This window comes from Acholeplasma oculi (assembly GCF_900166985.1).
Taxonomy (GTDB): Bacteria; Bacillota_I; Bacilli_A; order Acholeplasmatales; family Acholeplasmataceae; genus Acholeplasma; species Acholeplasma oculi.
Genome location: NZ_FUZK01000001.1, coordinates 316194 through 340834 on the forward strand (window position 1 = coordinate 316194; position 24641 = coordinate 340834).

Consider the following 24641-nt stretch of genomic DNA (forward strand, 5'->3'; position numbering starts at 1 on the left):
GATTATGAAAGACTTGCATAATCAAAGTTATTAAGTTTAAATACAAACAAGCCCAGGAGGAACTTATAAATGAATGAATTTTATCCAGACTTTAAACTTATGAAAAACTACCATAACCGACACCTATCAAAAAGAGCTTTTATTGAAAGTGGTACTACTTATGGTAGATGGAATGAAACTTTATATCAAGTTAAATTTTATGAAGACGCTGTATTGACTGATTCATTTGTAGTAAATGAAAAAGCACTAGCGATTGCTAATGCTCGTGAATTTGTAAAACGTAAAACTGCTTATCGAATATGTTCGTTATCTTAACATTATCAATCAATTTTGGGTGATTTTTCAATTGCATAAATATATTACACTATGGTTTCTCATTACTAGGATATATATCAAATCTTTATTTTGATGTCAGCAATGCTTAATAATACACTTTAAAATACATCTACACTTTACTTAACTTTTCGTAACAATCTCAATCCATTTAGAATAACAACCAATGTACTTCCTTCATGAATCAAAACTGCATAGCTCATTTCCATCATACCTAGAATATTCATTGTCGTTAAGAATAAAACGACAAACATTGAAAAAATAATGTTTTGCACTACGAGTACTCTTAATTTTTTAGATACTTTATGTGTATATGCAAATTTTTTCAAATCATTTTTCATCAGCACTGCATCAGCAACATCAATTGCTATATCTGTACCTTCTCCCATTGCAATCCCAATATCTGCTGCAACCAACGCTGGTGCATCATTGATACCATCACCGATCATTGCTGTAACGCCATATTTTGATTTTAACTCGTTGATGATGTTTGATTTGTCTTCTGGTAAAACATTTCCTTTGACCTCATCAATTCCAAGTTCACGTCCAACCGCCTCTCCAGTACGTTTTGCATCCCCAGTTATCATCACTGTGTGAATGCCTTTTTCTCTAAAATAACTAATCGCTTCTTTAGAGGTTTCTTTTGGAACATCTTGAATCGCAATTAACCCTAATACCTCTTCATTTGTACCAAAGTAAACAACTGTTTTTCCATTATATTCAAAATTTTCTGTTTGTGCTGAAATTTCATATGAAACATGGCTGTAAGAGCTTGGTTTGCCTACATGATAAGTGATGTTCTTATATTCTGTTGCAAGTCCAACACCAACGATGTTTTTTGCAGTCAGTTTAACTGTTTTTCTATTTGGAAAATGTCTAATAATTGCTTCGGCAAGTGGATGATTCGATTGTTTTTCCATCGAAACTAAAACATCAAGATAAAGTGATTCATCCTCTTTTGAAACACCAGATTCAAAGAATACATCTGTGACAACAGGTTTTCCTTTTGTTAATGTTCCTGTTTTGTCAAAAGCTACTGCTTTTAAGTCAGACAGATTAGATAGATAAGACCCACCTTTGAATAATACACCACGTTTAGCTAAATTTGAAATTGCAGATAATGTTGCTGGTATGTCTGTTGCAGCAAGTGCACAAGGAGATGCACCAATTAAAAACACCATAGTGCGATAAAAACTATCTGTTTGTCCCCAATCAAATATATAGAGACCTAAAAGATAAAAGACTGGTGCTAACAAGAATATTATAGTCACATAGGCTGGTTCAATTTTTTTTATAAATGCTGCAGTTTTTGAAATATTAGTTTGTGTCTGACTGACCAGTTGTATAATTTTAGCGAATACAGTTTCTTTACTATCTTTGGTAACTTCCATTACAAACGTTCCATTACCATTCATTGTACTGCCAAAAACACTATCGCCTGCTTTTTTATCAACAGGTATACTTTCACCAGTAATAGCTGCCTGATTAATGACTGATTCTCCTGACAAAATAATACCATCTGTTGGTACTTGATCACCATTTAAAACTTGTAGTTTGTCACCAACTTTTAGTTCAGAGACATCAATGATTTTTGTTGTACTATCTGCTTGAATCAAACGTGCCGTTGTTGGATTAAGCTTTAATAAATTTGTGATTTCTTTTTTACTTTTACCCTCTGCATATTCTTCTAAAAAGTGTGCTCCAGCAAAAATCAAGATGAGTAATGCAGCCTCTCTATATTCAGCAATAATAATAGCTCCTAAAGCTGCTACAGTCATTAAAAGATGAATGTTTGGTATAAATCTTCTTCTTTGTATACTATTTTTAACAGTATCAGCAATGCCCTCAATAATGATATGGTATCCCGATAGTATCAAAGCAGTCATATTTAAAATATCTCTTGTAAGTTCATGTTCAACAAATAAACCAACAATATATGCTGTAAGACCTAGAAAAAACATAATGACTGCGTTTTTCCCTCCATGACTATGTCCGTGGTTACTGTGATCGTGTTCATACTGGTTATGGTTATGGTCTTCGTGATCATGTTCATAATTATTATAGTTGTTCTTCAATTTCTCGTCCTTCATTTTCATTTCTCCTCTACGTGTTCTATCGCTTGATCAAATATCATGTATACATGATTGTCAGCAAGTTTATAGTAAACTTCCTTACCTTTTTTTTGAAAGGTTACTAAGTTAACATCTCTTAAAGTTTTTAATTGATGTGAAACCGCACTTTGAGTCATCTCAAGTTTATCAACAATTTCATTTACACTTAACTCTTTATTTTTTAGTGCATAAATAATTTTAATTCTAGTTGGATCCGAAATTGTTTTAAACAAGATGCTTACTTTGTGTTCAATATCAGGTAATAAGCAATCATTTTCTTTCATTTTAAATCCTCCAATTTATTCTAATACCATATTTATAATATTTAAAATATGACTAAATATGTAACATTTCAAGTTATGTCTTCATAATCAACCTTATTGTTTTTGCATTAATAAAACTAATTGAATGAACAACCACTTCAAATTTTATTATATATGATTATATGTTCATATAATATCATATAAAATTCTTGCTGTCAATATATTATGCTTTTTTATTAATAGCATTTAATTTGTTCCCTATAACAAAAAAGACACTAGCGATTCCTAATGTCGTGACATTTTTGACTACAGACTACTTACTGAACTTAAGGACCATTAGATCCAGTTAATGTAGTAATTCATTTTGGATGTTATTAAATTTTCTCGTATTTACCCAATAGCGTATATCAATTACTTCTATAGGTATATCTTTTACTCATTTAAGGCTTCATAAACTGTAGTTATTGAATTTATTAATTTGCTTTATTTTAATTCTTTGTATGCATCACTCTTAATCCATTCTCCATAATCATATACCTCAGTTACTGCTATTAAAACAAATAAAATCAAGGAAATAATAAGGAAACTTATATTTGATTGATTCAATAATCTGGTAGATTCAGATAAATTTAAGTATGTTGCTGTTTCACTTTTAATTTCAAGAACTGTATTTTTTGATATGTAAGTAATGGTCAACTTATCACCCACTTCTATATAATCAGTAAAATGTTCATAACGAAATACTTTTTTATAATGTGTTTCAATCTCAAACTCTCTATCATTAATATCTTTGATTAAGTAATAGTCAGAATCCGCTTCTACATGCCTAATAGAAGAGAAAGTGATAGTTTCTACTTGATGATTATTGAGCTGTTTTATAGCATTTAGGGTTCCAATTAACATTCCCACAGGAAGCATATAAACCGCAATATATATAACAATTCGTATTGTGAATGCTTTTCTTTTTGTCACTTTTTTCACCTCATTAGTCATAGATTTGTATTATTCTCTTATTTACGCTACTTAGAATAGTAATTACTCATGATAGTACACGATTTACTCAATTAAAACGTTAGAAACTCGTGTTATTGAAACAATTAATTTGATATCTTTTTTAGCATCATCATACAACTATAAGCTAATTGAAATCTATTTCCAAATTATCAGATACAACAAAATGTGGTTCATCTGAATTGGACTTGAAAAATCTCTAATGTTCATTTCCATAACCATAACTGTCAGCACTTGAGTCAATAATGATTTGAATTTTCAAATCATCTTCAAGGATTATATCAATATCTCCAAGATCATTTATAAATAATGACAAGACTTTCTTATTATCAAATTTATTTCCATACATATCGATTTTGACATATAAGTTTGTTCCTAGATTATTTTCATCTGAATAATCTTCTTTATTAAAATAATCCGTTCTTGTAAATAAAATATGATTGTTTTCGATAAATCTTACCAACGTTTGGCTATGTATGTGAAATTCAATATCATCTTTTGTGAATGTTAGCATAATTAAATCTGCAGCATAACTAATTCTAGTGATTTTTGCTTCTTTAATAACACTAAGTGCATTTTTAATCTGATCAATATTATTCATTTTTTAATCCCTTTCATGATTTACTAATCTTTACTCAATAACAACTATCTATTACTCATGTAGGTATACTATTTACTCAATAATGGACTCATAAACGCTAATTATTGAACAGATTTGTTATCTTCTTTTTTATCAGTTCTTGTTCCACGAGAATCATTTAACTTTGTTGTTTGCTCCTTCTAATTAATGATTCTTTATTTACCCAAAACAAATGATTACCATTAGTATCTTCAAAACCTCTTTTTGTAGATATGTCAATCATAAATAGTCCATCTTTTTTTTCTTTTACTTCACAAGGTATACTGGTCTCAACTTTTCCAAACTTGAGTCTCTCTACTAATAAATCTAGCTCACCATCAAATAAAACTGGTATTTTATCTTCGACTTCAATTTTATTACTATCTGAATCTAGAAAATATGCTACACACCAGCCTGGATAAGATTCAACATCTGTTATTTTTTCAATTGTAAGTTTTAAAATTGCTGTCATAATCTTTTTCCCCCTATTTACTCAAATTCACCTATTTGACACCAATAAAAGTATATCATTTTCCTATTTAAGACATCATAAACAGTGATTATTGCATTGATTATTTTCTAGATATGATCAAGAATCTATGTTCGGTTGATTCAATATAACCAACTTCTTTAATTCTTTTATTTAAATCAATAAACTTATCAAAATGTCTTTCTACTGAAAAATCAATAAATTCCCAACTAATGATTTTAGCAAAATAAGCGATAGCTCCCAAATCAAAGAATTTTATTTTAGGATAATACTCTTGTTGATCAATGACTTTAAATCCTTTATTTATTAGACGTTGAACTGATTTTTCAAGTGTCATTTCTGGAAATTGATCCATATGTTTATCATCAAAAAAAGTAGCCAGATCTTTGTTGTTAAATGCACCAATTTGCTGCGTAATAAAGATGCCACCTTTCTTTAAAACACGATATACCTCATTTTCATCATATGATTCATGTCTATTAATGACCATGTCAAAATGATTTGATGGAATGTTAGTCAATTGATTATTTTCTGTAATTGGGTAAACTTTAATACCTTTAGGTGCTAGTATTTCTTGACATAGTTTAATATTAGGTTCATAAGCTTCTGTCACAGATGTTAATTGGTGTGGATGATTAAGTGTTAATAAGAACTCGCCACCACCTGTTCCCATATCAAGCAATGTATCTGTTGGGTTTAAATACTTTAAAAGTATTTGCTTGTATTCCCAAGGTAGTATTTCGTTTTCCCATCTATTATTCAAATAAGAAAAATCCCATCCCTTAAATGTTTGTTCTTCTTCTTTAATTAAATACTTTTTTAGTTCGTTGTCGTTCATAAATTTACTTCCTTATCAATTTACTCGTATTTACTCGATTTTGACTACCCATTACCCATAAAAGTATATCCTTTTCTGCTTTAAGACATCATAAACCACTATTTATGACGTTATTAATCTGTAGTTTTTTTCTTATAAAAAGAGAAGTCACTTTTTTTCAATTTACAATAAATTTCCTGATCTAACTCATGAAATCCAAAGATATCATCATCTGTAATAATGTCTCTTCTCCATAGTTCATAATCGAGTAAAAAACATTTCCCAGCATGTTTTTTTATGTACTCCTCGTTTAAATTATTTGACTCACATAAAACTACCATTGCTGCAAGTTCATTCAAATCATTAAAATCAAATTTGCAGTTTGAATTAATTTTCAATATTGCGTAAACAATCCAAACTTGCTCTAAGTCATATTTGTTTTTAACACAAATTCTTAAAAACACCAATAAACTTTCAACCACACGATTTGTTTGCGTTTCAATCTTTTTTTCATTGAGTTTATTAATGAGCTTATTGATGGCAACAACTGTACTATTAGGATTATTGATTATAGCATTAACAATTAATGATATAACTAAATCGTTGGATTCTTTGTCAAATTCATCAATTCTAGATATTAAATATTTAATCGCACCCTTTTGCTTTTTCGTAATCTCAATTTCTATAAAACGGTTAAAAAGATTAATAATCTGCAGTTCTTTTTTTGATGAATCAAAAATAGAAGTTAAATCATTTTTATCTGAATAAGGAAATCTAATATAATTTGTTTTTGCGCTATTTAAAGAAAATCCGTATTCGCTTAGAATATTCTCAACTTTTGCAGTTATCAAATCTATTTCGGATTCCTCATATACAAAAATCTCATAATCATCCATAAATCTAACAAATTTAATATCTTCTTTTTCAATTTCCTTATCAATAGTATTCATCAATGTTTCGGCTAAAACCTTTGAAATAAATGGTCCCACCAATAAACCGTGACTTCGTCCAATATTCATATTTCTTATAGCTGAATCTATACGCTCTAATCTAGTATATTCATCATCAACCATTTCATTATTTTTCTTTAGATTATACTGTTCTAGAGCCCATTGTTCACCCCTAAAAATTGCAGTTATGTTGTGTGTATAGAAACTTCCGAAAAAGTTAGCTATATCTAAATACAAGATCCCTTTTGCTCCGCTACTATTTATAATTTTTTTTGTTAAATTGAAAGAATAACTAAATTTTTCTTCATCAACATTTCTTCCCATTTGCAGTGAAAGTGTTCTATCAGAAGGATTTGAATGTCTAACCACTTCATTCTTTATCATTAATTTTGAAAAACTGTGCTGACTATTTTCATCAGTTTGAAGTATTTTATCCAATACATTAGATTCGCTTATTTTTTCAATTGCCGCTAGATAACTAATCAGCTCTGGAACATGGATACTTCTTCTATGATCTTCGATTTGAAATTTACTCATTGAATAATTATATGGCTTAACTTTACCAACTTTATTTTTACTAAATGTATCCTTTATTCCATGAATAGAAAATTCACTTGGCAGATATTCAGAAAAATACCCCGATCTATTAAAATAATCTTTAATTACATCTTTTTTCATATTAATTCATTAATGCTCGTTAGCAAGCGAGATGTTTCCCTTCATTTTATTTTTATAATTTTAAGACATCAAAAAACATATTTATGTGACAAAGTCAGTTTTCATCCATCATGTAAGCAGCTTGATTAATAACATTTTCCATGGCTTCTTTTTCATACTCTGGTGGATAATTATACTTTTTTAATAATTCCTTTATCTTGACTCTCATTGTAGCTTGAGTTGCTTTTTTCTTTGTCCAATCAGATGTAGCATATTCCTCAACTGTGGCTCTTAATTCTTGAGCAATCAATTTTAATGTTTCATCCTTCATCAACTCTTTTGCTGACTTATTTCTAATAAGTGCATCATAAAAAGCACGCTCTCTACCATATAGACCATTAGATGTTGCTTTATCTTCATCATCAACAACATCATGGGCAAAATCAATAATTTCAGTGATTGTTTTTACAGTGTCAAAAAGCCCATCACGATCATGATATGTTTTAAGAATTCTTCTAAGTCGTTCTGAATACTCCTGAGATTTAAACATGTTATGCTTTCTTGATTCATGAATAGCTCTTTCAAGTAATTTCTTGATAATTTCTATAAATACGTGTGGTGGATTATTTTTTCTCAATTCATCAATCTTTTCTGGTCTAAGCAAGTCAATAACATTGCTATCATCTCTTGCTTTAGTTAAGACTTTGACCTCATCAGATTGTAATGCGTCTGCTAATAGTTCTTTTACATGATTATTGATTTCTGAAATTGATACTTTTGAAGTTCCAAATCTTAGTTTAAGCAGATAACTTCTTACAGCTAAATAGTAGAAAATATCTTCTTTTTGTTCAAGAGTACAAACACCAGAACAGATTACAAAAGTCTGCTTAATGGCTAGTGATAAATCTTCTATGAAAATTGTTTCTTGTTTTTTATCTTTAATGATAAATTCAACACCATCTTGAATTGCTTTAAATCGTTTAAGAGCATTATCTGTATAGAATCCCACTTTTTCTACTTTGACAAAAAGTTCATTTAAAATAGATAGTTTTTCTTTCAACAGATTATAAGCTTCTTTTTGAATATCTTGAATGTTAAAATCTCGGTCTCTAGCCGTATACTCTTCCAATGCATTTTCAAGCAATTTATTCAAACCTATGTAATCAACAATCAATCCATGCTCCTTACCTGGATATACTCTATTAACTCTAGCAATTGCTTGCATTAATGCATGTGATTTTAAGCGTTTAAAAAAGTATATAACATCTAAATCTGGTACATCAAAACCTGTTAGCCACATGTCAACAACAATTGCAATTTTATACTTAGAATCTTCTTTTTTAAATTCCTCTGCTAGTTCCTTACGATATGCGGAGTTTTTAAATAAATCACGCATCTCTTCAGTATCTTTATTTGATTCAGTTACCACCGGAATGACTATATCGGTATACTCTGGTTTTTGCTCTATCATAAAATTATAAAGCTTTATTGCTGATTTTCTCGTTGATACAACAATCATTGCTTTACCGTGGAGAAAGTCTTTTCTACCATCATAATGTTCGAGGATATCAATGGCAAGTCGTCTTAAAACATCATCATCTTCTAAAATGACTTTTAACTTTGACATTTCTTTCTTTGATTTGTCAATGGCCTCTGAAGTTGCCTGACCTGTTGTTTCTAAAGATTTATAGTAATCATCTATTTGATTGATTACTTTTTCATCTGTCCATATTTTTGCAAGTCTGCCTTCGTAAAAGATTCTAACCGTTGATCCGTCAATCACCGATTGTGTCATGTCATACGTATCAATTACATTACCATAAACATCAGCTGTCGATTTTTCTTTTGTTGTTACTGGTGTCCCAGTAAAGCCAATGAAGGTTGCATTAGGTAACGTTTCTCTAATGTATTTTTCTGTACCAAACTTAGTAATTAATTCATACTCTTGATTTTCTTTATCGTATTTGTAAGATATTTTTTCATAGACACCATAATGTCCTCTATGCGCCTCATCGGCCATAACAATAATATTGTCTCTTAAATTTGGTCTAACATCATTTTTATCAAATTTCGCAATGACAGATAAAATGATACCGCCTTGTTGCACTTCTTCAATCTTTTGAACCAAATCTTTTCTTGAAGTCGTAAAGGTTGGTGTTACATTTAAGAACTCTTTTGCACTTTCAAATGTTTTATATATTTGATCATCTAAATCAATTCTATCTGTCAAAACAATGATAGTTGGCACATTTAAATCTTTTTCTAACATAAGTCGATGCGCAAGCATAACCATTGAAAAGCTCTTTCCACTTCCCTGTGTATGCCATACAATACCAGCTTTTCCATCGCCATGAGGTAACTTACTATTTTTAATACTTTCAAGTGATCTTAGAACACCAAAATACTGGAAGTATTGCGCCATAATCTTAGTTGATTTTCTATTTTTGTTATCTATAAAAAAGATGTGATGTTGAATAACATCCAACAATCTTTTCGGTTCTAATAAGCCGTCAACAAAGATTTGTAGTTTGTTGATACATGAATCATCATAGCCTGGTTCACCATCAATGCTTTTCCATTCATTAAATCGATCAAGTTTTGAAGTTAATGTACCTACCTTTATATGAACACCATCACTGATAACTAAAAATGCATTATAATTAAATAGCGTTGGAATATCATAACGATATCCACTATTTTCTGTATTTGATCCAAGTTGCATATATGCATTTTCAAGGGTTGTTGAATCATCATCTATATCAATCGATTTTAATTCCATAAGAATCAATGGTATACCGTTAATGAATATAATGACATCTGGTTTTCTATTACTTCTTTCTCTTGATTCATTAAAAACAATTTGATGGGAAATTTGAAATACATTATTGTTAACATTTACGAAATCAATGAGTTTAATTGTTGGATTAACATCAGAAAAATCATCATCAACAGTAATACCATTGACAAGATAGTTATGAAATATTCTATTTCTTTCAAACAAAGATGGATTATCAATAAATTTTATCCTTTTGACTACTTCTAGAATTATTTCTGATCTAACATCAGGATTTATTAATCGAAGTTGTTCAATCAATAACTTATCATTAATAAAATCATTTAGATTTCTTGTAGATATCCATGAATCTGTTTCATTATCCATGTATTGATACAAATCATGTTTATCAATTAAAGCAATCAATGCATTTTCTAACTCAGATTCACTAAATTTATAGCTACTCATTTAATAATCCCCCAATACCCTGTTTTTCTACTTCCAACTCTTTCAATTATGTTTTTCTCTTTTAAATTATGTATAATTCTAGATGTTTGACGTAAACTCTTCTTGATTTTGACCGATAACTCTGGCAACGTCAAAAAGGGTTCTTTTTCAAGATTCTTGATAGTCTGCAATTCAATTTCTAACAATCTAATTTTTTTATCCATATATTTATTATAGCATTAATGGCATGATAAATGGCATGTTATTTTATACATTTGAAGTCTTCTATAATTGACACTATCGGAAGTATTGATGATTTGATTGAAAAAACCATATTACAAAACAAGAAAATATTTAAATTAGTCTATCTTGAATTTGATAATCTAATCACTAACTATGATGAAAAAACATTTGCAGATTATGATTTTGTAAAGATTATCACTTCCGGAATACAAACATTCGATAATAACAAAATATACATTGATACAGCATCTGTTTCTGATCACGAAATTGTATCAACCGATTACCACATTAGTCACTATAAAAGACCATCAAGAGCAAACATGCAACCATTAACTAATTCATCTTGGTTTGCAAAATTAAAAGATAGTCCTAAGTACATAAAGGTTGATGAATATTCTCATAGTGAACTCAACGAAATGATTTTTTCTACTGGATTTTTAGGTCTAAAATGTACAAACAAATATGTAAACAACTATATTTATACCTTGATTTCCTCAGATAAATTCCAAGAACAAAAAAATAGAGTTAGTGTTGGTGCTACAATGCAAAGCATAAATAATGATGTTTTTAAATCTTTACTTGTTCCTAATATAGATACAGATAAAATAGAGAGTTTTGGTAAATTAGTTGATGAATATTATCAAAAGATCCACATAAATTCACGAAAAATCAAAGAATTGAGATTATTAAAGGCAAAACTACTTGATAAATTCTTTTAATGAGTAGTAAATACTTCTTAGACTATTTAGTTTAAGGAGACGAAATACATGAAAATTAATGATTTTAAAAAATGGTTGTTGAATCAAAATCTTTCAGAAAACACCATTAATGCTTACGTTTATGCGGTAAAAGAATACTATTCAAATTATAAAAAAATCGATAAGGAAAAATTGCTTTCATACAAAGGGTATTTAATTGAAAAAAACAAAGCAAAAACAGTCAATTTAAGACTTCAAGGTGTGAACAAATATCTTGAATATTTAGAAGAATCTGCATTAAAACTTAAATTTGTAAAAATACAACAAAAATCATTCTTAGAAAATGTCATATCAAATTCAGACTATGAATTTTTTAAAAATAAACTTAAAAAAGATGATAATTTATCTTGGTATTTTGTTGTAAGGTACCTAGCAGCAACTGGAGCTAGAGTATCTGAACTTGTTAGTATTAAAATAGAACATGTTGAACAAGGTTATATTGATTTATATACCAAAGGTGGAAAAATAAGAAGAATATTTATTCCTAAAAAACTTACTAAAGAAACAAAAGTATGGCTAAATAATATGTCCAGATCATCTGGATATTTATTTCTAAATAAAAATGGTGAGCAAATATCCACAAGAGGCATTGCTCACCACCTCAAAGAACTGGCAAGAAAATATAACATGAATGAGAAAGTTGTATACCCACACTCATTTAGACATTTGTTTGGCAAGAACTTTATTAGTAAGTATAAAGATATTGCTTTGCTAGCTGACCTTATGGGACATGATTCAATTGAAACAACGAGGATATACTTGAGACGTACTAGCGAAGAACAGCAAGAAATTGTAGATAAAATTGTAAATTGGTAGTTCTAGAAAAATTTATCTAACAATTGTTTCTTTAATTTCTTAAGGGCATCGATTTTTAACGCAACTGATATCATATTATTCTTAATCAGATTCAACCGCTCGCTGTAATTTTCAGAGAATGGAATACTAGAATTGGAAAGTATTTCCTTATTTATTGATTGCTGTGCAGCGCCATTCTTAAGTAATTTAACTACCGACATTGACTTTCTTATACCAAAATATATTGAACCTTGATAAATTGATTTGTGTGCTTTTAAAACTGCAGTAGATTGATTGAAATAAAACTCATCTGATAATAGTGATATTTTCGTTTCATCTGGTTCCATTATTGATAAAATAGTATCGCCAGTGCTACCTGATTTAGTAGCACTTTTTTTTATTCCTTCATCTGTTATATATTCACTTTCTTTAATGATTACAGGTATATTTGTAACTGCGCCAGAATTTAACCACTTATTATTACCACCCCAAAACTCACCTTTTTTTCGTGATGGTGTTCCTCCTAGAGATATATCGCATAGTTTTGTAATATCTAATTGCGGATTTATTGAATCAGTTATAGCATCACCAAATTCAATTAATTTTTGAATAATTTGATCATGTTTTTCAATCAAATCATCGACACTTCCGATAGTGTCAACTATGTGTTGTTGCAAAATTGGATTTGGAAAATCAAATGGTATATTTCTAATTTCTGTCATACTAAGATTTTTTTGCACTGATCCTTTTGAAATTGACATCATATAAGATTTATTTTTTTGAAACCAATAATATAAATATTCAGGTAACAAATCTTTTACTTTAATATCAATTTTGGCTATATTGCTTCCTAAATGCAAATGAAATCCCGGTTTATTTAACCAACAATCCCCTACATTCGCAACATAACAAAATAAAAGGCTATATTTATTTACTATACTTCTAGGAAGTCTAAATGATAATTCTTGATCTATATACTTAACATCATCTAGATTTAAATGATTATTTTTGATATTTACACCTTGGATAACAGGTATTCCATCACTCTTAAAATTCCCCGAAAGATAATTAGTATATTCAAAACCTGCTAATTTCGTTATATATGTTACATCTCCTAATTTTTTCATTATAAACTCCATTTCTGAAAGGAAAGATTTTATGAAACTTGAACTTTTTGTTAATGTGTCCTCTAGCAAACGTATATTTGCTAGTCAATACACTAAAACTGGTATTCCATTTTATAGAGGTAAAGAAATTACTCTTTTACAAAATAAAAATAAAATTAACGAATCACTATTTATCGATGAATTTATCTATAAAAATTTTTTAGAAAAATACAACGTTCCACAATTTGAAGATATTTTTGTTACTGCCGTTGGAACTATAGGTTCAATCTATATTTCAGATGGACACAATTTTTATTTTAAAGATGGAAATATAATATGGCTAAATCAATATGATCGGTCAAAAATAGTTCCAAAATATCTTTATTACTACTTAACTTCCTATATGGGACAATCACATTTAAACTCTTTATTGATAGGATCATCTCAACAAGCAATAACAATAGATAAATTAAAATCTATTGATATCCGCTTGCCGAATCTAAAATTGCAACAACACATAGTTGACACTATTCACCACTTACGTTTTTCATTAACATTTCTTTTACTTTCTTTTCTAATTCTTCTGATTCTTCAAATAATTTTAGCAATTCAAGTGAAGTTTTTTTGATTTCTTCTTGAATTTCTTCTTGACTCATCTTGTTTGAATCATCAACACCAACATATCTTCCTGGTACTAGTGTATAGTCTGCTTCTCTTATTTCTTCAATTGAAGCAACCTTACAAAATCCTTTGACATCTTCATAATTATTTTTATTAATCCAATTATGATGGGTAGTTGATAATTTATCGATATCCTCTTGAGATAATTCTCTAATCTTTCGATCAATCATATGACCCATATTTCTTGCATCTATGAAAAGGACATCTTTGCTCTTTTTACCTTCTTTTAAAAACCAAAGTGCAACAGGAATTGTGACATTAAAGAATAAATTAGTTGGCATCGTAATAATACATTCAACAACACCTGCTTCTAACATGTTTTTTCTTATTTCATATTCTTGCTTGTTGCTAGTTGATAATGATCCATTCGCTAAAACAAAGCCAGCTTTTCCATTAGGTGCAAGTTTACTATACATATGTTGAATCCAAGCATAGTTTGCATTCCCTTCAGGTGGTGTACCAAATTTCCATCTAGGATCCCCAACTAATGCTGGTTGACCATAATCTTTTATATTAAATGGAGGATTTGCAAGCACGTATTTTGCTCGTAAATTTTTATGTTTATCCTCATGAAATGTATCTCCGAATGAATCACCGAGATTTGCCTCTACACCTCTTACAGCTAAATTCATTTTTGCTAGACGCCAGGTCTGAGGATTTAATTCTTGCCCATAAACGGATACCGCATCAACATTACCCTGATGTGCTGAAACAAATTCGCCAACAGATACAAACATGCCCCCAGTGCCACAAGCAGGATCGTAAACCTTCCCATCTTTTGGATCTAGAATTGCTACTAACAATTTAACAATTGATCTAGGAGTAAAAAACTCTCCACCTTTCCCAAGTAGACTTGAAAATTTACCCATGAAATATTCATATACTCTACCAATAAAATCTTGTTCACTATGACCAAAAACTAATTGGTTAGTAAACAAATCGACTACTTCGCCTAAACGTCTTTTATCAATATCAGATTTCGAGAATACTTTGGGAAGAATTCCTTTGAACTCTGGATTTTCTGTTTCAATTTCAATAAATGCGTTATCTAATAACTGTCCTAAGTTAAAAATACGTCCTTGTTCATCGGTATAATCTGCTTTAGTGTAATTTTTAATAAAGTTCCATCTTGCTTTTTCTGGCACTAGGAATATATGCAACATTTCATAATAATCTTTATCTGATACATCTTTACCTTCTTTAAGTAATTCTTGATATCTAACTTCAAATTTATCAGAAACATACTTAAGAAATATTAAGCCCATCGTAACATTCATGTAATCAACTGGTGCAATTGCACCAATCATTTTATTTGCAGCATCCCATAAAACTTTTTCTTCTATTGTAGCCATAAGTTCCCCCGAAGTATATTTTAATAAAAACCAATAAATTTCATTACTTGAATTATAGCATACGACCTCATTTTTATAAAGTCTTTCCCAAAAAATGAAGCCAATTCATCATTCGTTTATTATTTTAGATTCACTTGAAAAAGTGATTTTATCATTTCTATCATATTTATCATTTCTATCATTTTGATCGATTGATTTGATATCTTTATTCTTATATCTATACTCTAATCTCTTATCTCTAAACTCTATGTGGACATTTGCGTGTACTTTTATGTGGACATTGTCCACGCATGACTTCGAGCTTTAGTTTTATGATGTCAAATTATGCTGTGAGCCAACCCATAGATTACTAAAGTGTTTGATAAAATCTTAGTAATTGATGAAAGACTTGATTAAAAGAAACACTATGGTAAAACAAAAAGGACTTAAGCAATCTTAGAAAAGGATGTATCCATTATGCAAAAAACAATTCAAATCATTAAACCGAATAAACAACTAAATTCAGAAACTTTAAACACAGCAAGTTTAAAAAAGCGTGTCGCTGCTTATGCAAGAGTTTCAACGGATTACGAAGATCAACTTAATTCCTACAAAGTTCAATGTGATAGTTACACCCAAACTATTACATCTAACCCCAACTACATATTTTCAGGTTTATTTGCAGATCAGGGTATCTCTGGGACTCAAGCTAAGAAAAGACCGGAATTTATGAAAATGATTCAATCTGCCAAAGATGGTAACATTGATTTAATTCTAACCAAGTCTATTTCACGCTTTGGTCGTAATACCGTCGATGTCATTACCTATATTCGTGAACTGCGTGAAATCGGTGTTGAAATCTTTTTTGAGAAAGAAAACATTTCGTCACTTGATCCTAAAATTGATTTCATGTTAACGATTCTTTCTTCTATTGCCCAAGAAGAAAGTCGTGCTATTTCATCGAATGTTAAATGGGCAATCGAGAAAAAGGCTAAAAACGGTATTGTTGATCCAAGACGTATTTATGGGTATAACGTTGAAGATGGTAAATATTCAATTAATGAAAATGAATCCGTGGTCATCAAGTTAATATTTACGCTTGCTTTAAAAGGCTACAACATCAACGACATTGTTAAAATGCTAAACAATAAAAACATCTTAACCATGAAAGGGTCTAATTGGAAATATGGCACCGTCAGACATATTTTACAAAATGAACGATATTGCGGTGATGCTTTGTTACGTAAAACAGTATGCATTGATTATTTAACCAAAAAGACCGTTAAAAACGATAACATCGTTGATAAGTATTATGTTTCTAATAATCATGTGCCAATCATCTCTAGAGAAATGTTTGAAGATGTTCAAACCATACTCAAACATCCTAGTATTGCTTTAACGCATTCAAACAAGATAACAAAATATCCCCTCACTGGATTAATATACTGTTCTAAGTGTGGCAGAACACTAAAAAGACAACACATTAAAAGTGGTAGCCATCAATATGTCATTTTGAATTGTAATCACACTTATAACAACATGCATATTTGTAAAAGTGGTTCACCTAAATATGATTTAGTGATTGGTGCAGCATTGGAATCGGTTAAAGAACTTGTTTCGGATAAAACTCCTTTTAATGCCTTATTAAATCATTTGGACATCAATACTCATCTAGAATCCTTAAGAGCCCAGAAAATGCAAATAAAGGCTTCTATGCGTTCTTTACATGAATCACTAGAACCAAAGCCAAACGATGAATCAATCATGCAAGAAATCACAACGCTTGAAACTACGTTATCAAAAATAGAAATTCAAATGAGCATCTATGTTTCAACCCAATTAAAACTTGAATATATCAAGTCATTACCTGAGTTAGAGGAAATAAATGAATCTATAAATTTCAAAGATATTTATTCAATCATTCTTGCAGATGAGCAAAAAATACTATTCATCATCTCACCAGCCAAGACCATAACTCAGCTTGTTGATAAAATTCCTAATATGCTAGACTCTGAATCCATGTTAAGTAAAATGTATGTTTCTAAAGATGGCAACCATGGTATTTTCTACGAGGTAATTTTGTATGAATAAAGTTGATATTATTAAAGCAATCCCAAATTACACAAACGGTGTCAAGCAACTTAAGATAACTGTTGGTTATGCTCGTGTTTCAACCGAATCTGAAGAACAAGATACATCTTATGTTTTACAAATTGAGGAACTAGAAAATGACATTAAATCCAATCCGAATTATCAGTTTATGGGCATCTTCAAAGATAAAGCAACCGGTACTTCAGCTAAATATCGTAATGAATTCAAGTTAATGATTAAACTTGCTAGAAAAAAAGAGATTGATCTGATTATCACAAAATCAATCTCTAGATTTGGTCGTAATCTAACAGAAACCATTTCTATTATTAGGGAGTTAAGAAATATAGGTGTTGAAGTATACTTTCAAAAGGAAAACATTTCCTCACTTGATGATTCATTTGATTTTCTGTTCTCTGTTCTATCAAGTCATGCTGAAGAAGAAAGTCATAACATTTCTCAAAATAAACTTTGGTCAGTTAAACGCCAGAAGCAAAATGGTGAAAATTTAACTCACAGATTATATGGTTATAAAATTACAGGTAATGAGTATCACATCATTGAAGATGAAGCTAAGGTCATTAGAAAAATATTTGATTTATATATTAATGGTGCAACTTACAAATACATCATCGGCTTTCTTTTTAATCACAATATCCCTTCTCCTACTGGCAATCCTTACTGGTCAAAGACGACACTTGAAGGGATGTTAAAAAATGAGAAGTTTTGTGGGGATATGATGCTTGGTAAAAATTTTTCTGTTAATGGTCTAAGGAAAGTGAATCATGGTGATCTGACTGAAAAAGTATTTGTTCAGAATAATCATGAGGGCATCATCTCTAAAGAAACATTTGCCCAAGCACAAGCGATTAGAGAAAAACGAAGAAAGAAACACACAGGTGGTCCTGGAAGTAAATCACCCTATGCAAGTTTTATATATTCTACTGTCAATGAAAAACACCTTAAGTATGTAATGGAACGACCTAAAGGTAAGAGTGGTCGAAACAAAACTGAAATACCTACCCTTTATTGTAACGGACTTAAACCAGGGACTAATCGAGTAGGTTTTCAAGTTAAGGTCATCTTAGATTTACTGGCTCAAATTGTTAAAGAGCTTAAACCTAAAATCTTATCTATCACTTATCCTCTATTCAAAGAATTAACATCATCAATATCAGTATTAGAAACAACATCTAGTTATCATGATGATAGTTTTTCTCCTTTAACTCATAAATTGAAACTGATTAATCATTTGGATAGATTAAAAGAAATTCAAAGTCTATTGACCAGTACTCATGAAAAAGACATTAATGATTACAGAAAAATATTTAACAAAATCATGATTGATGCTGATTCAATCTCATTAAAATTATCACTATCAAATGAAGACACACCAAATCTCAAGGACTACAATTTGATCCATGAATCAACATTTACTTATATAAAATTATTCAAACCAATAACATTACCTATCAAGGTTTATCTAGGGGGTTCGTACTAACTGTACGCTAACACATACATTAAGTGTTCGTACTCTCACCAACACGAGAAAATTCAAAATCAGGGGGTTCAACCCCTTTTTGTTTAAATATAATTTTTTACAAAGAAAAAGCACCAATTAAGGTGCAAAATCTTGCTTTTTATCGCATAATAAGGCTGTTTTTCGCCTTAATCAAAGATTATTTTGTGTGATGCTACCTATTTTAATACAAATTAGCACCCTATCAAAATTTTTAGCACCCCTATGATTTTTTTAGCACCCCTAAATTATCGCGCTGTTAAACAGTCTAATTATATCCATTATTATCTAAATAAAATTCATATATTTTTATTTCATTTGTACCAAAATAATAATAGAAAACATATAGTTTGTTTATTCCGTTTTCTAGCTCTCCCTCATTGTAATTGTTTGCTGTTTCATTATAAATTAAGTAATAATCGGCTTCTTGATCAATAAACATGTTAAGTTTAGCTTTCATAAGTATTGTTTTGCTTGTTACCCAATGCACATTATTTATTAATGAATCTTCAAACGTATTTATATTATTAGTAAGTAAAACTTTATGCTTTTCTGTAAATGGTATTATTGTCTTATTATCCTCAGTGAATTTAAAAGTTTTTTCAGAAACTGATAAACCATCCTCTGGAATATAAATGCTAGCAATATTGAAAATGTTTTTAGCAATTTCATAGTCTTTAGAATATCTTTCATTAAACGTTCCTGGAATCACAAGTGTCATAGCTAAGATTCCTAGAGTAGCTATTGGAACAATAATGTAAGAAACTATAATTAGTTTTGATTTGTAGTTTTTCTTACTTAAATACATCACATAGAAGAATGCTACCACGAGAGGGATAATCAAAACTGAAAATATTGGGATATCGTTCATCGAGTCACGCGTTGAATAATAACTATTCAATTCATTAGATGCATTATCAAGAATTAATGACACTGAAATAAATATTGCAATTGTTAATATAATTGATCCTATTAGACTATAAAATAATGATTTTTGTAAAAATAAATTCTTTTTGTTTGCATTTTGTGTTTCAGCAATTTTTCTAGATTTTACTTTTTCAACATTAATATTTTTATTTCTTAAAAAATCAAGTAAAGAACCTTTATCACCATTTATAAAATCATTTAAGTCCATTTGAAAAAATTTTCTTTTCATTGACGGATGTTCTAGATATAAATAATGATTTGATATTTTCGCTTTTTTAAATGCTTGATATTTCACTTTAGATTCAGTCGTTGACACCCCGTCTTCAAAATAAATCACCAATTCCTCATCTTTAAAAATAAACCTTTGAAGATTTTTCTTTGAGAAATTCAAATTTTTTTGAGCTTTTTTGTGTTCAAAATAATTTATTACTATTGATATAATAGGAACTGCTATAATTAAAAACATAGCCACAAATAATAAGCGTTCTTCTAATGATATATCACCAATCACTATAATTAAAATAAGAATCAGTGTAATAGGCATAATTTTAGATAGATGTCTAATAAAATAATTGGCGGTTTCTAAAAGTAAATACCTATAGCTAATTTCAGAATGGATTGTTCTTATAATTAAACTATTATCTTTATCAATCATTTCATTATTAATTAAAACATCGACTTTTACATTAAAAAACTTAGCTAATGCTATCAGTTTTTCAGTAGATGGACTTGACTGATTCGTTTCCCATAAACTAATGCTTTGCCTTGAAACATCAAGCTTATTAGCAAGTTCTTCCTGTGAAAGTTTATTTACTTTTCTTAATTCTGTAATTTTATTTCCTAAATTCATATTATCACCATACTTATTATATTATATTGAACTCTGAATACCACCAATTATTAATTGCACCAACGCAATTATCACTTGCTATTATAGAATAATATAATTTTTTCACTCTTAATGTAACTAATATTTCTTTATAGAATTAACTCATCAATCGTCATATTATAAATCTGAGATAAACCATATACCACATCAAGTCTAACTAACCTAGTTCCCATCTCATAACCTTTCAGAGTAGCTTCACTAATGTTTAATAAATCAGCCACAAACTTTAATGACATATCATGATATAGTCTTTGTTCTTTTATGGACTTTCCGATTTTTACTTTATCAATGGATTTAAGTTTTAACTTATGTTTTGGAAAACAGATTCGACTCCAATTGTTCATGATTTCATCTAAGTTATTAAATGTTTTAAAATTGTATTTAAGTTCCTCATTATTGATTAATGACTTTTCTAGTAATTCATTTTGTTCATCAGAAAGTGAACATTTTAATATTTCGTATTGTTCTAGAATTTCTTTTGCTTCTTTGTATTTCTTAATGTTATTTATGCGATAATCAGTACTTACTATACTATCATATGAGTCGATGATAGACTTCGCATTTCTTAAATAATGTCTACACCATTTCCAAAAATCTGTTTCATTATTTCTGAAGTGCATTTTTATAATTCTCTTTGTAGATGTTTATGAGATTATTCTTAATTGAATATCTATTTAATAATTCATCAAGAGTAGTGATTGTTGAGTATTTATATGGATGGTGCGTTATAATCTCTTTGATAATCTCATCGGAATATGATTTTATTCCAGATTCTTTTTCTTCATGATAGCGAATATAATCGATATCTTTTATAGAACCTACTTTTTCTATTAACTCCAAGGCAGTAATTAGACTTACTACTTCATCATAAAAAAATGTATTAAATTTAATGAGGTGGTATTTATTAATGGATTTGTTGTTAGATACTATTTTGTTCGTATAAATCTGAATAGTATCATCATCTTGATCTCCGATATCATAATAGTTATACATGGCTCTTCCAACCATCATACCGCTAAAATGATCCGCATAATATTCTTTGATTGCATTATCAATGTCAATATGTTGATCAGAGTTGACAATATATACGCCTTTAGTAATACTTGAAACAATTTTTTCATCTTCTAATCTATTTAGGATCTTTAGTAGAGTTTTATATGGTATCAAAGAAAAGCGATGGGTTTGTTCATATTGAACATCAAATAATCGTCCTTGATTTTGTATACAAAACTCTCTTAATGTTTTTGTGTAATTCATTATGTCACCGCCTTTGTCTATATTATACCTTAATATGTCGACATTTTGAATATTTTATTCGACATTGTCGACTTTTTTCGGTATGATTAAAAATTCCATAAAATGCCCTTATAGAGCGATAAAAATAAAAAAGACATCTTGCATCGGATACAAAATGTCGACTTTTAATGTATGGTGGAACCGATGGGAGTTGAACCCATGTACGAGACTCTTCTTCTATTACAATCTACATGTTTAGTCAATCTAATGATTTAATACCGCTTAGTAAATTGACAAAATTAGCAAGTACGAGGCTAGTTTTGGTTTTCGTATCTTATACCTAGACATATATAAGATCTTAACTTGTTTTCTGAGGCAAGCTTTAAGTCACAAGTATACTTAAAGGTGCCACGCTAGTGCTTTATATTAAGCGAATGCGTAAGTTTGTGTTTGGTTTCCGGTTATTATAACCTCGCGTTTTTAAGAGCGCTACCTCTACATGCATATAATAGATTCGAAGCCCCGGCAAATCCACGAACGGCCCCATACCATTATTATATATTTATTCTTATATTTTAGCAAGTTTTTGTTGAACGACTGGTAATCTACGTAAACTAAGGTAAATAGGTGTTGCTATTAGCGCTGCAACAACAGCTTCCATTAAACCATTGAATCCTACTACTAAAATAATTGCATCTACAACTGCTAAATTAGGGAAAGTCTCTAGGAATGAATTATATGCAAATAATGCAACAGCAGTTAATACAAGTATGGTGTGTACAAGCGTACCTAAAATGAATATAGATGGTATCACCAACGACTTAAAGTCATGTTTCATATATAGATACACATATAACCCTACAAAAACTAGAATAATTGAAATTGCTATGACATGAATAAGTACTTGCTCTAAACCTGATAATACAATAAAACTACCATAGTATATTGCAAGAATTGTTATCAATCCAACAAGACCTACAATCAATTCGCTACCAAATCTAACATTTTTAAACCAATTAAATAATTTAACTAAATAATGTACCACAAAAGCGAATAACACTCTAGGTAATATACTTACAAGTGGATTGATGAATGCTACATTGAGCCCTACTGGATTCATTGCTGCTTGAATTAAACTAACTAATCCAAAAGCAAAACCTGCAATCCAAAAATACTTAGTTGATAACAGAACAGCCGCAATCAACACAGGTATATGTAGTATCGTAATAGGATTACCCGGCATAATTGTAATAAATCCAATTTGAGGAATCATCCCCATTAAAAAAATTAGTGCAACAAAAATTGATGTTAACACTAACTCAAAAGTTTCATTTCTTTTCATATTTTTTTCTCCTTTTTAGGCCTATTCATAGGTCCCATAAGCATTAAAATTATATCATATAGAAATCTATAATGTTAAAAAAATGATTGAAAAAATCAAAAAACTCCGTTAAAGGAGTTTTTAATTAGAACATTTTTTTATATTGAACAATATCAATGAAATATTTTAATCCATTTAACAACACTTTTTCATCAAAATTAAAGAAATTTGAATGTAGCGGATGTATAAAATCTTTATTGATATTTTTAGTACCAATAAAACTAAACACACCTGGAACTTCCTTTTGATAAAATGCAAAGTCTTCTGAAAACATCATTGGTTTTAATTCAACAATTTCATGATCCTTAAGAGATGCTTTTACTTCCTCATATAGTGCTGAGTCATTATCAACAGCCGGATAATAATCTACAATAAAATCATCAATACTCACACCATAAAATGATTCGATTGACAGTTTAGCATCCATCATTTTTCTTTTAAGTAATTCAAATATTTGATCATTAAATGCTCGAATAGTACCTGAAATTTTTACTTTGTTCGCAATAATATTTCTGGCTTCTCCACCTTCAATTTTACCAGTAGTAATAACAGCTGGTTCTAGAGGGTCAATGTATCTTGAAACAATTTGATTCAATAAAACTACAAACTGAGATGCAGCTAAGACTGCATCAATTCCACTTTGAGGTTGTGCACCGTGGGATGATTTACCATGAATTATAAAATCAAATTCAGCATTTCTAGCAAGCATTGGTCCACGCTTTAATCCAACAATACCTTCATCCAACCCTGGAAACAAATGAAGTCCATGAATCTCTTTGATATTGTAGTCTTTAAATAAACCTTCTTTTATAATAACAGCTGCTCCACCCGGTCCTTCTTCAGCCGGTTGAAAGATAAGAACAATCGTTTGATTGGGTTTTGGCATATTTGATAAATATTCTGCAAATCCTAATAACATTGTTGTATGACCATCATGACCACATGCATGCATATTACCAACATGTTTACTTTCAAAATCAACTTTTGTGCCTTCTAAAACAGGTAGTCCATCCATATCTGCTCTAAAAGCTATTGCTTCTTTTGAAAGACCCTCTATGACCACAACCAATCCTGTTTTTGCATATGTTAAAGGTTTAAATCCCATGGATTCAAGCTCATTTTTGACATATGCATAGGTCTTTTCTAAATCAAATCCAATTTCTGGTATTTGATGTAGGTCCCTTCTTATCTTAGTAAGTCTTTCAAGCGTCATATA

Annotated in this window: 22 protein-coding genes and 1 other RNA gene; 6 read left to right on the forward strand and 17 right to left on the reverse strand. The window is 29.7% G+C overall.

Features of this window, described 5'->3' with window-relative positions; genetic code table 11:
* Positions 1 to 69: 69 nt before the first annotated feature.
* Positions 70 to 315 (forward strand): hypothetical protein, encoded by a 246-nt coding sequence (locus tag B5X49_RS01480; protein WP_045749419.1) that lies wholly within the window; start codon positions 70 to 72, stop codon positions 313 to 315.
* Between the two features lie 137 nt (positions 316 to 452).
* Here the strand turns inward: B5X49_RS01480 and B5X49_RS01485 are convergent, their stop codons facing one another.
* The 9 genes from B5X49_RS01485 to B5X49_RS01525 form a co-directional block, all read right to left on the reverse strand.
* Positions 453 to 2423 carry a heavy metal translocating P-type ATPase gene (locus tag B5X49_RS01485; protein WP_045749420.1) on the reverse strand — a complete coding sequence of 657 codons (1971 nt, stop codon included), beginning with the start codon at positions 2421 to 2423 and terminating at the stop codon, positions 453 to 455.
* A gap of 2 nt (positions 2424 to 2425) precedes the next feature.
* Positions 2426 to 2728 (reverse strand): ArsR/SmtB family transcription factor, encoded by a 303-nt coding sequence (locus B5X49_RS01490; protein ID WP_045749421.1) that lies wholly within the window; start codon positions 2726 to 2728, stop codon positions 2426 to 2428.
* A 462-nt stretch (positions 2729 to 3190) separates the two neighbouring features.
* A complete protein-coding gene (locus B5X49_RS01495; RefSeq protein WP_045749422.1) occupies positions 3191 to 3679 on the reverse strand; it encodes a hypothetical protein in 489 nt (162 codons plus the stop codon).
* A gap of 238 nt (positions 3680 to 3917) precedes the next feature.
* Positions 3918 to 4319 carry a hypothetical protein gene (locus tag B5X49_RS01500; protein ID WP_045749423.1) on the reverse strand — a complete coding sequence of 134 codons (402 nt, stop codon included), beginning with the start codon at positions 4317 to 4319 and terminating at the stop codon, positions 3918 to 3920.
* A gap of 157 nt (positions 4320 to 4476) precedes the next feature.
* The gene (locus B5X49_RS01505) at positions 4477 to 4809 is read right to left on the reverse strand and encodes a hypothetical protein (RefSeq protein ID WP_045749424.1); all 333 of its coding nucleotides are present in this window, start codon (positions 4807 to 4809) and stop codon (positions 4477 to 4479) included.
* 100 nt (positions 4810 to 4909) lie between these two features.
* Positions 4910 to 5665 (reverse strand): class I SAM-dependent methyltransferase, encoded by a 756-nt coding sequence (locus tag B5X49_RS01510; protein ID WP_045749425.1) that lies wholly within the window; start codon positions 5663 to 5665, stop codon positions 4910 to 4912.
* Between the two features lie 113 nt (positions 5666 to 5778).
* Positions 5779 to 7272 (reverse strand): RNA-directed DNA polymerase, encoded by a 1494-nt coding sequence (locus B5X49_RS01515; RefSeq protein WP_045749426.1) that lies wholly within the window; start codon positions 7270 to 7272, stop codon positions 5779 to 5781.
* Positions 7273 to 7366: 94 nt separating this feature from the next.
* Positions 7367 to 10492 (reverse strand): type I restriction endonuclease subunit R, encoded by a 3126-nt coding sequence (locus B5X49_RS01520; RefSeq protein WP_045749427.1) that lies wholly within the window; start codon positions 10490 to 10492, stop codon positions 7367 to 7369.
* The gene (locus B5X49_RS01525) at positions 10489 to 10695 is read right to left on the reverse strand and encodes a hypothetical protein (RefSeq protein ID WP_115734969.1); all 207 of its coding nucleotides are present in this window, start codon (positions 10693 to 10695) and stop codon (positions 10489 to 10491) included. The genes B5X49_RS01520 and B5X49_RS01525 overlap by 4 nt, the downstream gene beginning before the upstream one ends.
* 30 nt (positions 10696 to 10725) lie before the next feature.
* Between B5X49_RS01525 and B5X49_RS01530 the strand changes: the two genes are divergently transcribed.
* Positions 10726 to 11433: a restriction endonuclease subunit S gene (locus B5X49_RS01530; protein ID WP_045749428.1), complete on the forward strand. Its 708-nt coding sequence runs from the start codon at positions 10726 to 10728 to the stop codon at positions 11431 to 11433.
* A 48-nt stretch (positions 11434 to 11481) separates the two neighbouring features.
* Positions 11482 to 12288 (forward strand): tyrosine-type recombinase/integrase, encoded by an 807-nt coding sequence (locus tag B5X49_RS01535; RefSeq protein ID WP_045749429.1) that lies wholly within the window; start codon positions 11482 to 11484, stop codon positions 12286 to 12288.
* A gap of 2 nt (positions 12289 to 12290) precedes the next feature.
* Here the strand turns inward: B5X49_RS01535 and B5X49_RS01540 are convergent, their stop codons facing one another.
* Positions 12291 to 13394: a restriction endonuclease subunit S gene (locus B5X49_RS01540; RefSeq protein ID WP_159444474.1), complete on the reverse strand. Its 1104-nt coding sequence runs from the start codon at positions 13392 to 13394 to the stop codon at positions 12291 to 12293.
* Between the two features lie 31 nt (positions 13395 to 13425).
* Here B5X49_RS01540 and B5X49_RS01545 point away from each other — a divergent pair, with 31 nt between their 5' ends.
* Positions 13426 to 14001 carry a restriction endonuclease subunit S gene (locus B5X49_RS01545; RefSeq protein ID WP_079560604.1) on the forward strand — a complete coding sequence of 192 codons (576 nt, stop codon included), beginning with the start codon at positions 13426 to 13428 and terminating at the stop codon, positions 13999 to 14001.
* Here the strand turns inward: B5X49_RS01545 and B5X49_RS01550 are convergent.
* Complete coding sequence (locus B5X49_RS01550; protein WP_045749431.1) at positions 13901 to 15406, reverse strand: type I restriction-modification system subunit M; 1506 nt, start codon at positions 15404 to 15406, stop codon at positions 13901 to 13903. The genes B5X49_RS01545 and B5X49_RS01550 overlap by 101 nt on opposite strands.
* A gap of 456 nt (positions 15407 to 15862) precedes the next feature.
* Between B5X49_RS01550 and B5X49_RS01555 the strand changes: the two genes are divergently transcribed.
* Entirely contained in the window at positions 15863 to 17476 is a 1614-nt protein-coding gene (locus B5X49_RS01555; RefSeq protein WP_052670051.1) for a recombinase family protein, read from the forward strand.
* Entirely contained in the window at positions 17469 to 18974 is a 1506-nt protein-coding gene (locus B5X49_RS01560; protein ID WP_052670054.1) for a recombinase family protein, read from the forward strand. Before B5X49_RS01555 ends, B5X49_RS01560 begins: the two co-directional genes overlap by 8 nt.
* Before the next feature lie 286 nt (positions 18975 to 19260).
* On the opposite strand, the gene B5X49_RS01565 is transcribed toward B5X49_RS01560, so the two are convergent.
* The 6 genes from B5X49_RS01565 to B5X49_RS01590 all read right to left on the reverse strand — a co-directional run bounded on the left by B5X49_RS01565 (position 19261) and on the right by B5X49_RS01590 (position 24638).
* Positions 19261 to 20769, reverse strand: coding sequence for a helix-turn-helix domain-containing protein (locus B5X49_RS01565; RefSeq protein WP_052670056.1), 1509 nt, complete (start codon positions 20767 to 20769; stop codon positions 19261 to 19263).
* Positions 20770 to 20897: 128 nt separating this feature from the next.
* Positions 20898 to 21428, reverse strand: coding sequence for a helix-turn-helix domain-containing protein (locus B5X49_RS01570; RefSeq protein ID WP_045749432.1), 531 nt, complete (start codon positions 21426 to 21428; stop codon positions 20898 to 20900).
* The gene (locus B5X49_RS01575) at positions 21412 to 22065 is read right to left on the reverse strand and encodes a hypothetical protein (RefSeq protein ID WP_045749433.1); all 654 of its coding nucleotides are present in this window, start codon (positions 22063 to 22065) and stop codon (positions 21412 to 21414) included. The genes B5X49_RS01570 and B5X49_RS01575 overlap by 17 nt, the downstream gene beginning before the upstream one ends.
* A 172-nt stretch (positions 22066 to 22237) precedes the next feature.
* Positions 22238 to 22589, reverse strand: a transfer-messenger RNA (tmRNA) gene (ssrA, locus tag B5X49_RS01580).
* A 23-nt stretch (positions 22590 to 22612) separates the two neighbouring features.
* The gene (locus B5X49_RS01585) at positions 22613 to 23386 is read right to left on the reverse strand and encodes an ECF transporter S component (protein WP_045749434.1); all 774 of its coding nucleotides are present in this window, start codon (positions 23384 to 23386) and stop codon (positions 22613 to 22615) included.
* A gap of 124 nt (positions 23387 to 23510) precedes the next feature.
* Positions 23511 to 24638, reverse strand: coding sequence for a M20 metallopeptidase family protein (locus B5X49_RS01590; protein ID WP_045749435.1), 1128 nt, complete (start codon positions 24636 to 24638; stop codon positions 23511 to 23513).
* Between the last annotated feature and the right edge of the window lie 3 nt (positions 24639 to 24641).

What these genes read in the sequence shown, in the direction of transcription:
- B5X49_RS01485 (WP_045749420.1), bottom strand. Translation starts at nt 2,423, where the DNA reads ATGAAGGACGAGAAATTGAAGAACAACTATAATAATTATGAACATGAT.
- B5X49_RS01480 (WP_045749419.1), top strand. Translation starts at nt 70, where the DNA reads ATGAATGAATTTTATCCAGACTTTAAACTTATGAAAAACTACCATAAC.
- B5X49_RS01565 (WP_052670056.1), bottom strand. Translation starts at nt 20,769, where the DNA reads ATGAATTTAGGAAATAAAATTACAGAATTAAGAAAAGTAAATAAACTT.
- B5X49_RS01570 (WP_045749432.1), bottom strand. Translation starts at nt 21,428, where the DNA reads ATGCACTTCAGAAATAATGAAACAGATTTTTGGAAATGGTGTAGACAT.
- B5X49_RS01545 (WP_079560604.1), top strand. Translation starts at nt 13,426, where the DNA reads ATGAAACTTGAACTTTTTGTTAATGTGTCCTCTAGCAAACGTATATTT.
- B5X49_RS01550 (WP_045749431.1), bottom strand. Translation starts at nt 15,406, where the DNA reads ATGGCTACAATAGAAGAAAAAGTTTTATGGGATGCTGCAAATAAAATG.
- B5X49_RS01500 (WP_045749423.1), bottom strand. Translation starts at nt 4,319, where the DNA reads ATGAATAATATTGATCAGATTAAAAATGCACTTAGTGTTATTAAAGAA.
- B5X49_RS01560 (WP_052670054.1), top strand. Translation starts at nt 17,469, where the DNA reads ATGAATAAAGTTGATATTATTAAAGCAATCCCAAATTACACAAACGGT.
- B5X49_RS01575 (WP_045749433.1), bottom strand. Translation starts at nt 22,065, where the DNA reads ATGAATTACACAAAAACATTAAGAGAGTTTTGTATACAAAATCAAGGA.
- B5X49_RS01505 (WP_045749424.1), bottom strand. Translation starts at nt 4,809, where the DNA reads ATGACAGCAATTTTAAAACTTACAATTGAAAAAATAACAGATGTTGAA.
- B5X49_RS01525 (WP_115734969.1), bottom strand. Translation starts at nt 10,695, where the DNA reads ATGGATAAAAAAATTAGATTGTTAGAAATTGAATTGCAGACTATCAAG.
- B5X49_RS01490 (WP_045749421.1), bottom strand. Translation starts at nt 2,728, where the DNA reads ATGAAAGAAAATGATTGCTTATTACCTGATATTGAACACAAAGTAAGC.
- B5X49_RS01585 (WP_045749434.1), bottom strand. Translation starts at nt 23,386, where the DNA reads ATGAAAAGAAATGAAACTTTTGAGTTAGTGTTAACATCAATTTTTGTT.
- B5X49_RS01590 (WP_045749435.1), bottom strand. Translation starts at nt 24,638, where the DNA reads ATGACGCTTGAAAGACTTACTAAGATAAGAAGGGACCTACATCAAATA.
- B5X49_RS01540 (WP_159444474.1), bottom strand. Translation starts at nt 13,394, where the DNA reads ATGAAAAAATTAGGAGATGTAACATATATAACGAAATTAGCAGGTTTT.
- B5X49_RS01515 (WP_045749426.1), bottom strand. Translation starts at nt 7,272, where the DNA reads ATGAAAAAAGATGTAATTAAAGATTATTTTAATAGATCGGGGTATTTT.
- B5X49_RS01520 (WP_045749427.1), bottom strand. Translation starts at nt 10,492, where the DNA reads ATGAGTAGCTATAAATTTAGTGAATCTGAGTTAGAAAATGCATTGATT.
- B5X49_RS01530 (WP_045749428.1), top strand. Translation starts at nt 10,726, where the DNA reads ATGGCATGTTATTTTATACATTTGAAGTCTTCTATAATTGACACTATC.
- B5X49_RS01535 (WP_045749429.1), top strand. Translation starts at nt 11,482, where the DNA reads ATGAAAATTAATGATTTTAAAAAATGGTTGTTGAATCAAAATCTTTCA.
- B5X49_RS01555 (WP_052670051.1), top strand. Translation starts at nt 15,863, where the DNA reads ATGCAAAAAACAATTCAAATCATTAAACCGAATAAACAACTAAATTCA.
- B5X49_RS01510 (WP_045749425.1), bottom strand. Translation starts at nt 5,665, where the DNA reads ATGAACGACAACGAACTAAAAAAGTATTTAATTAAAGAAGAAGAACAA.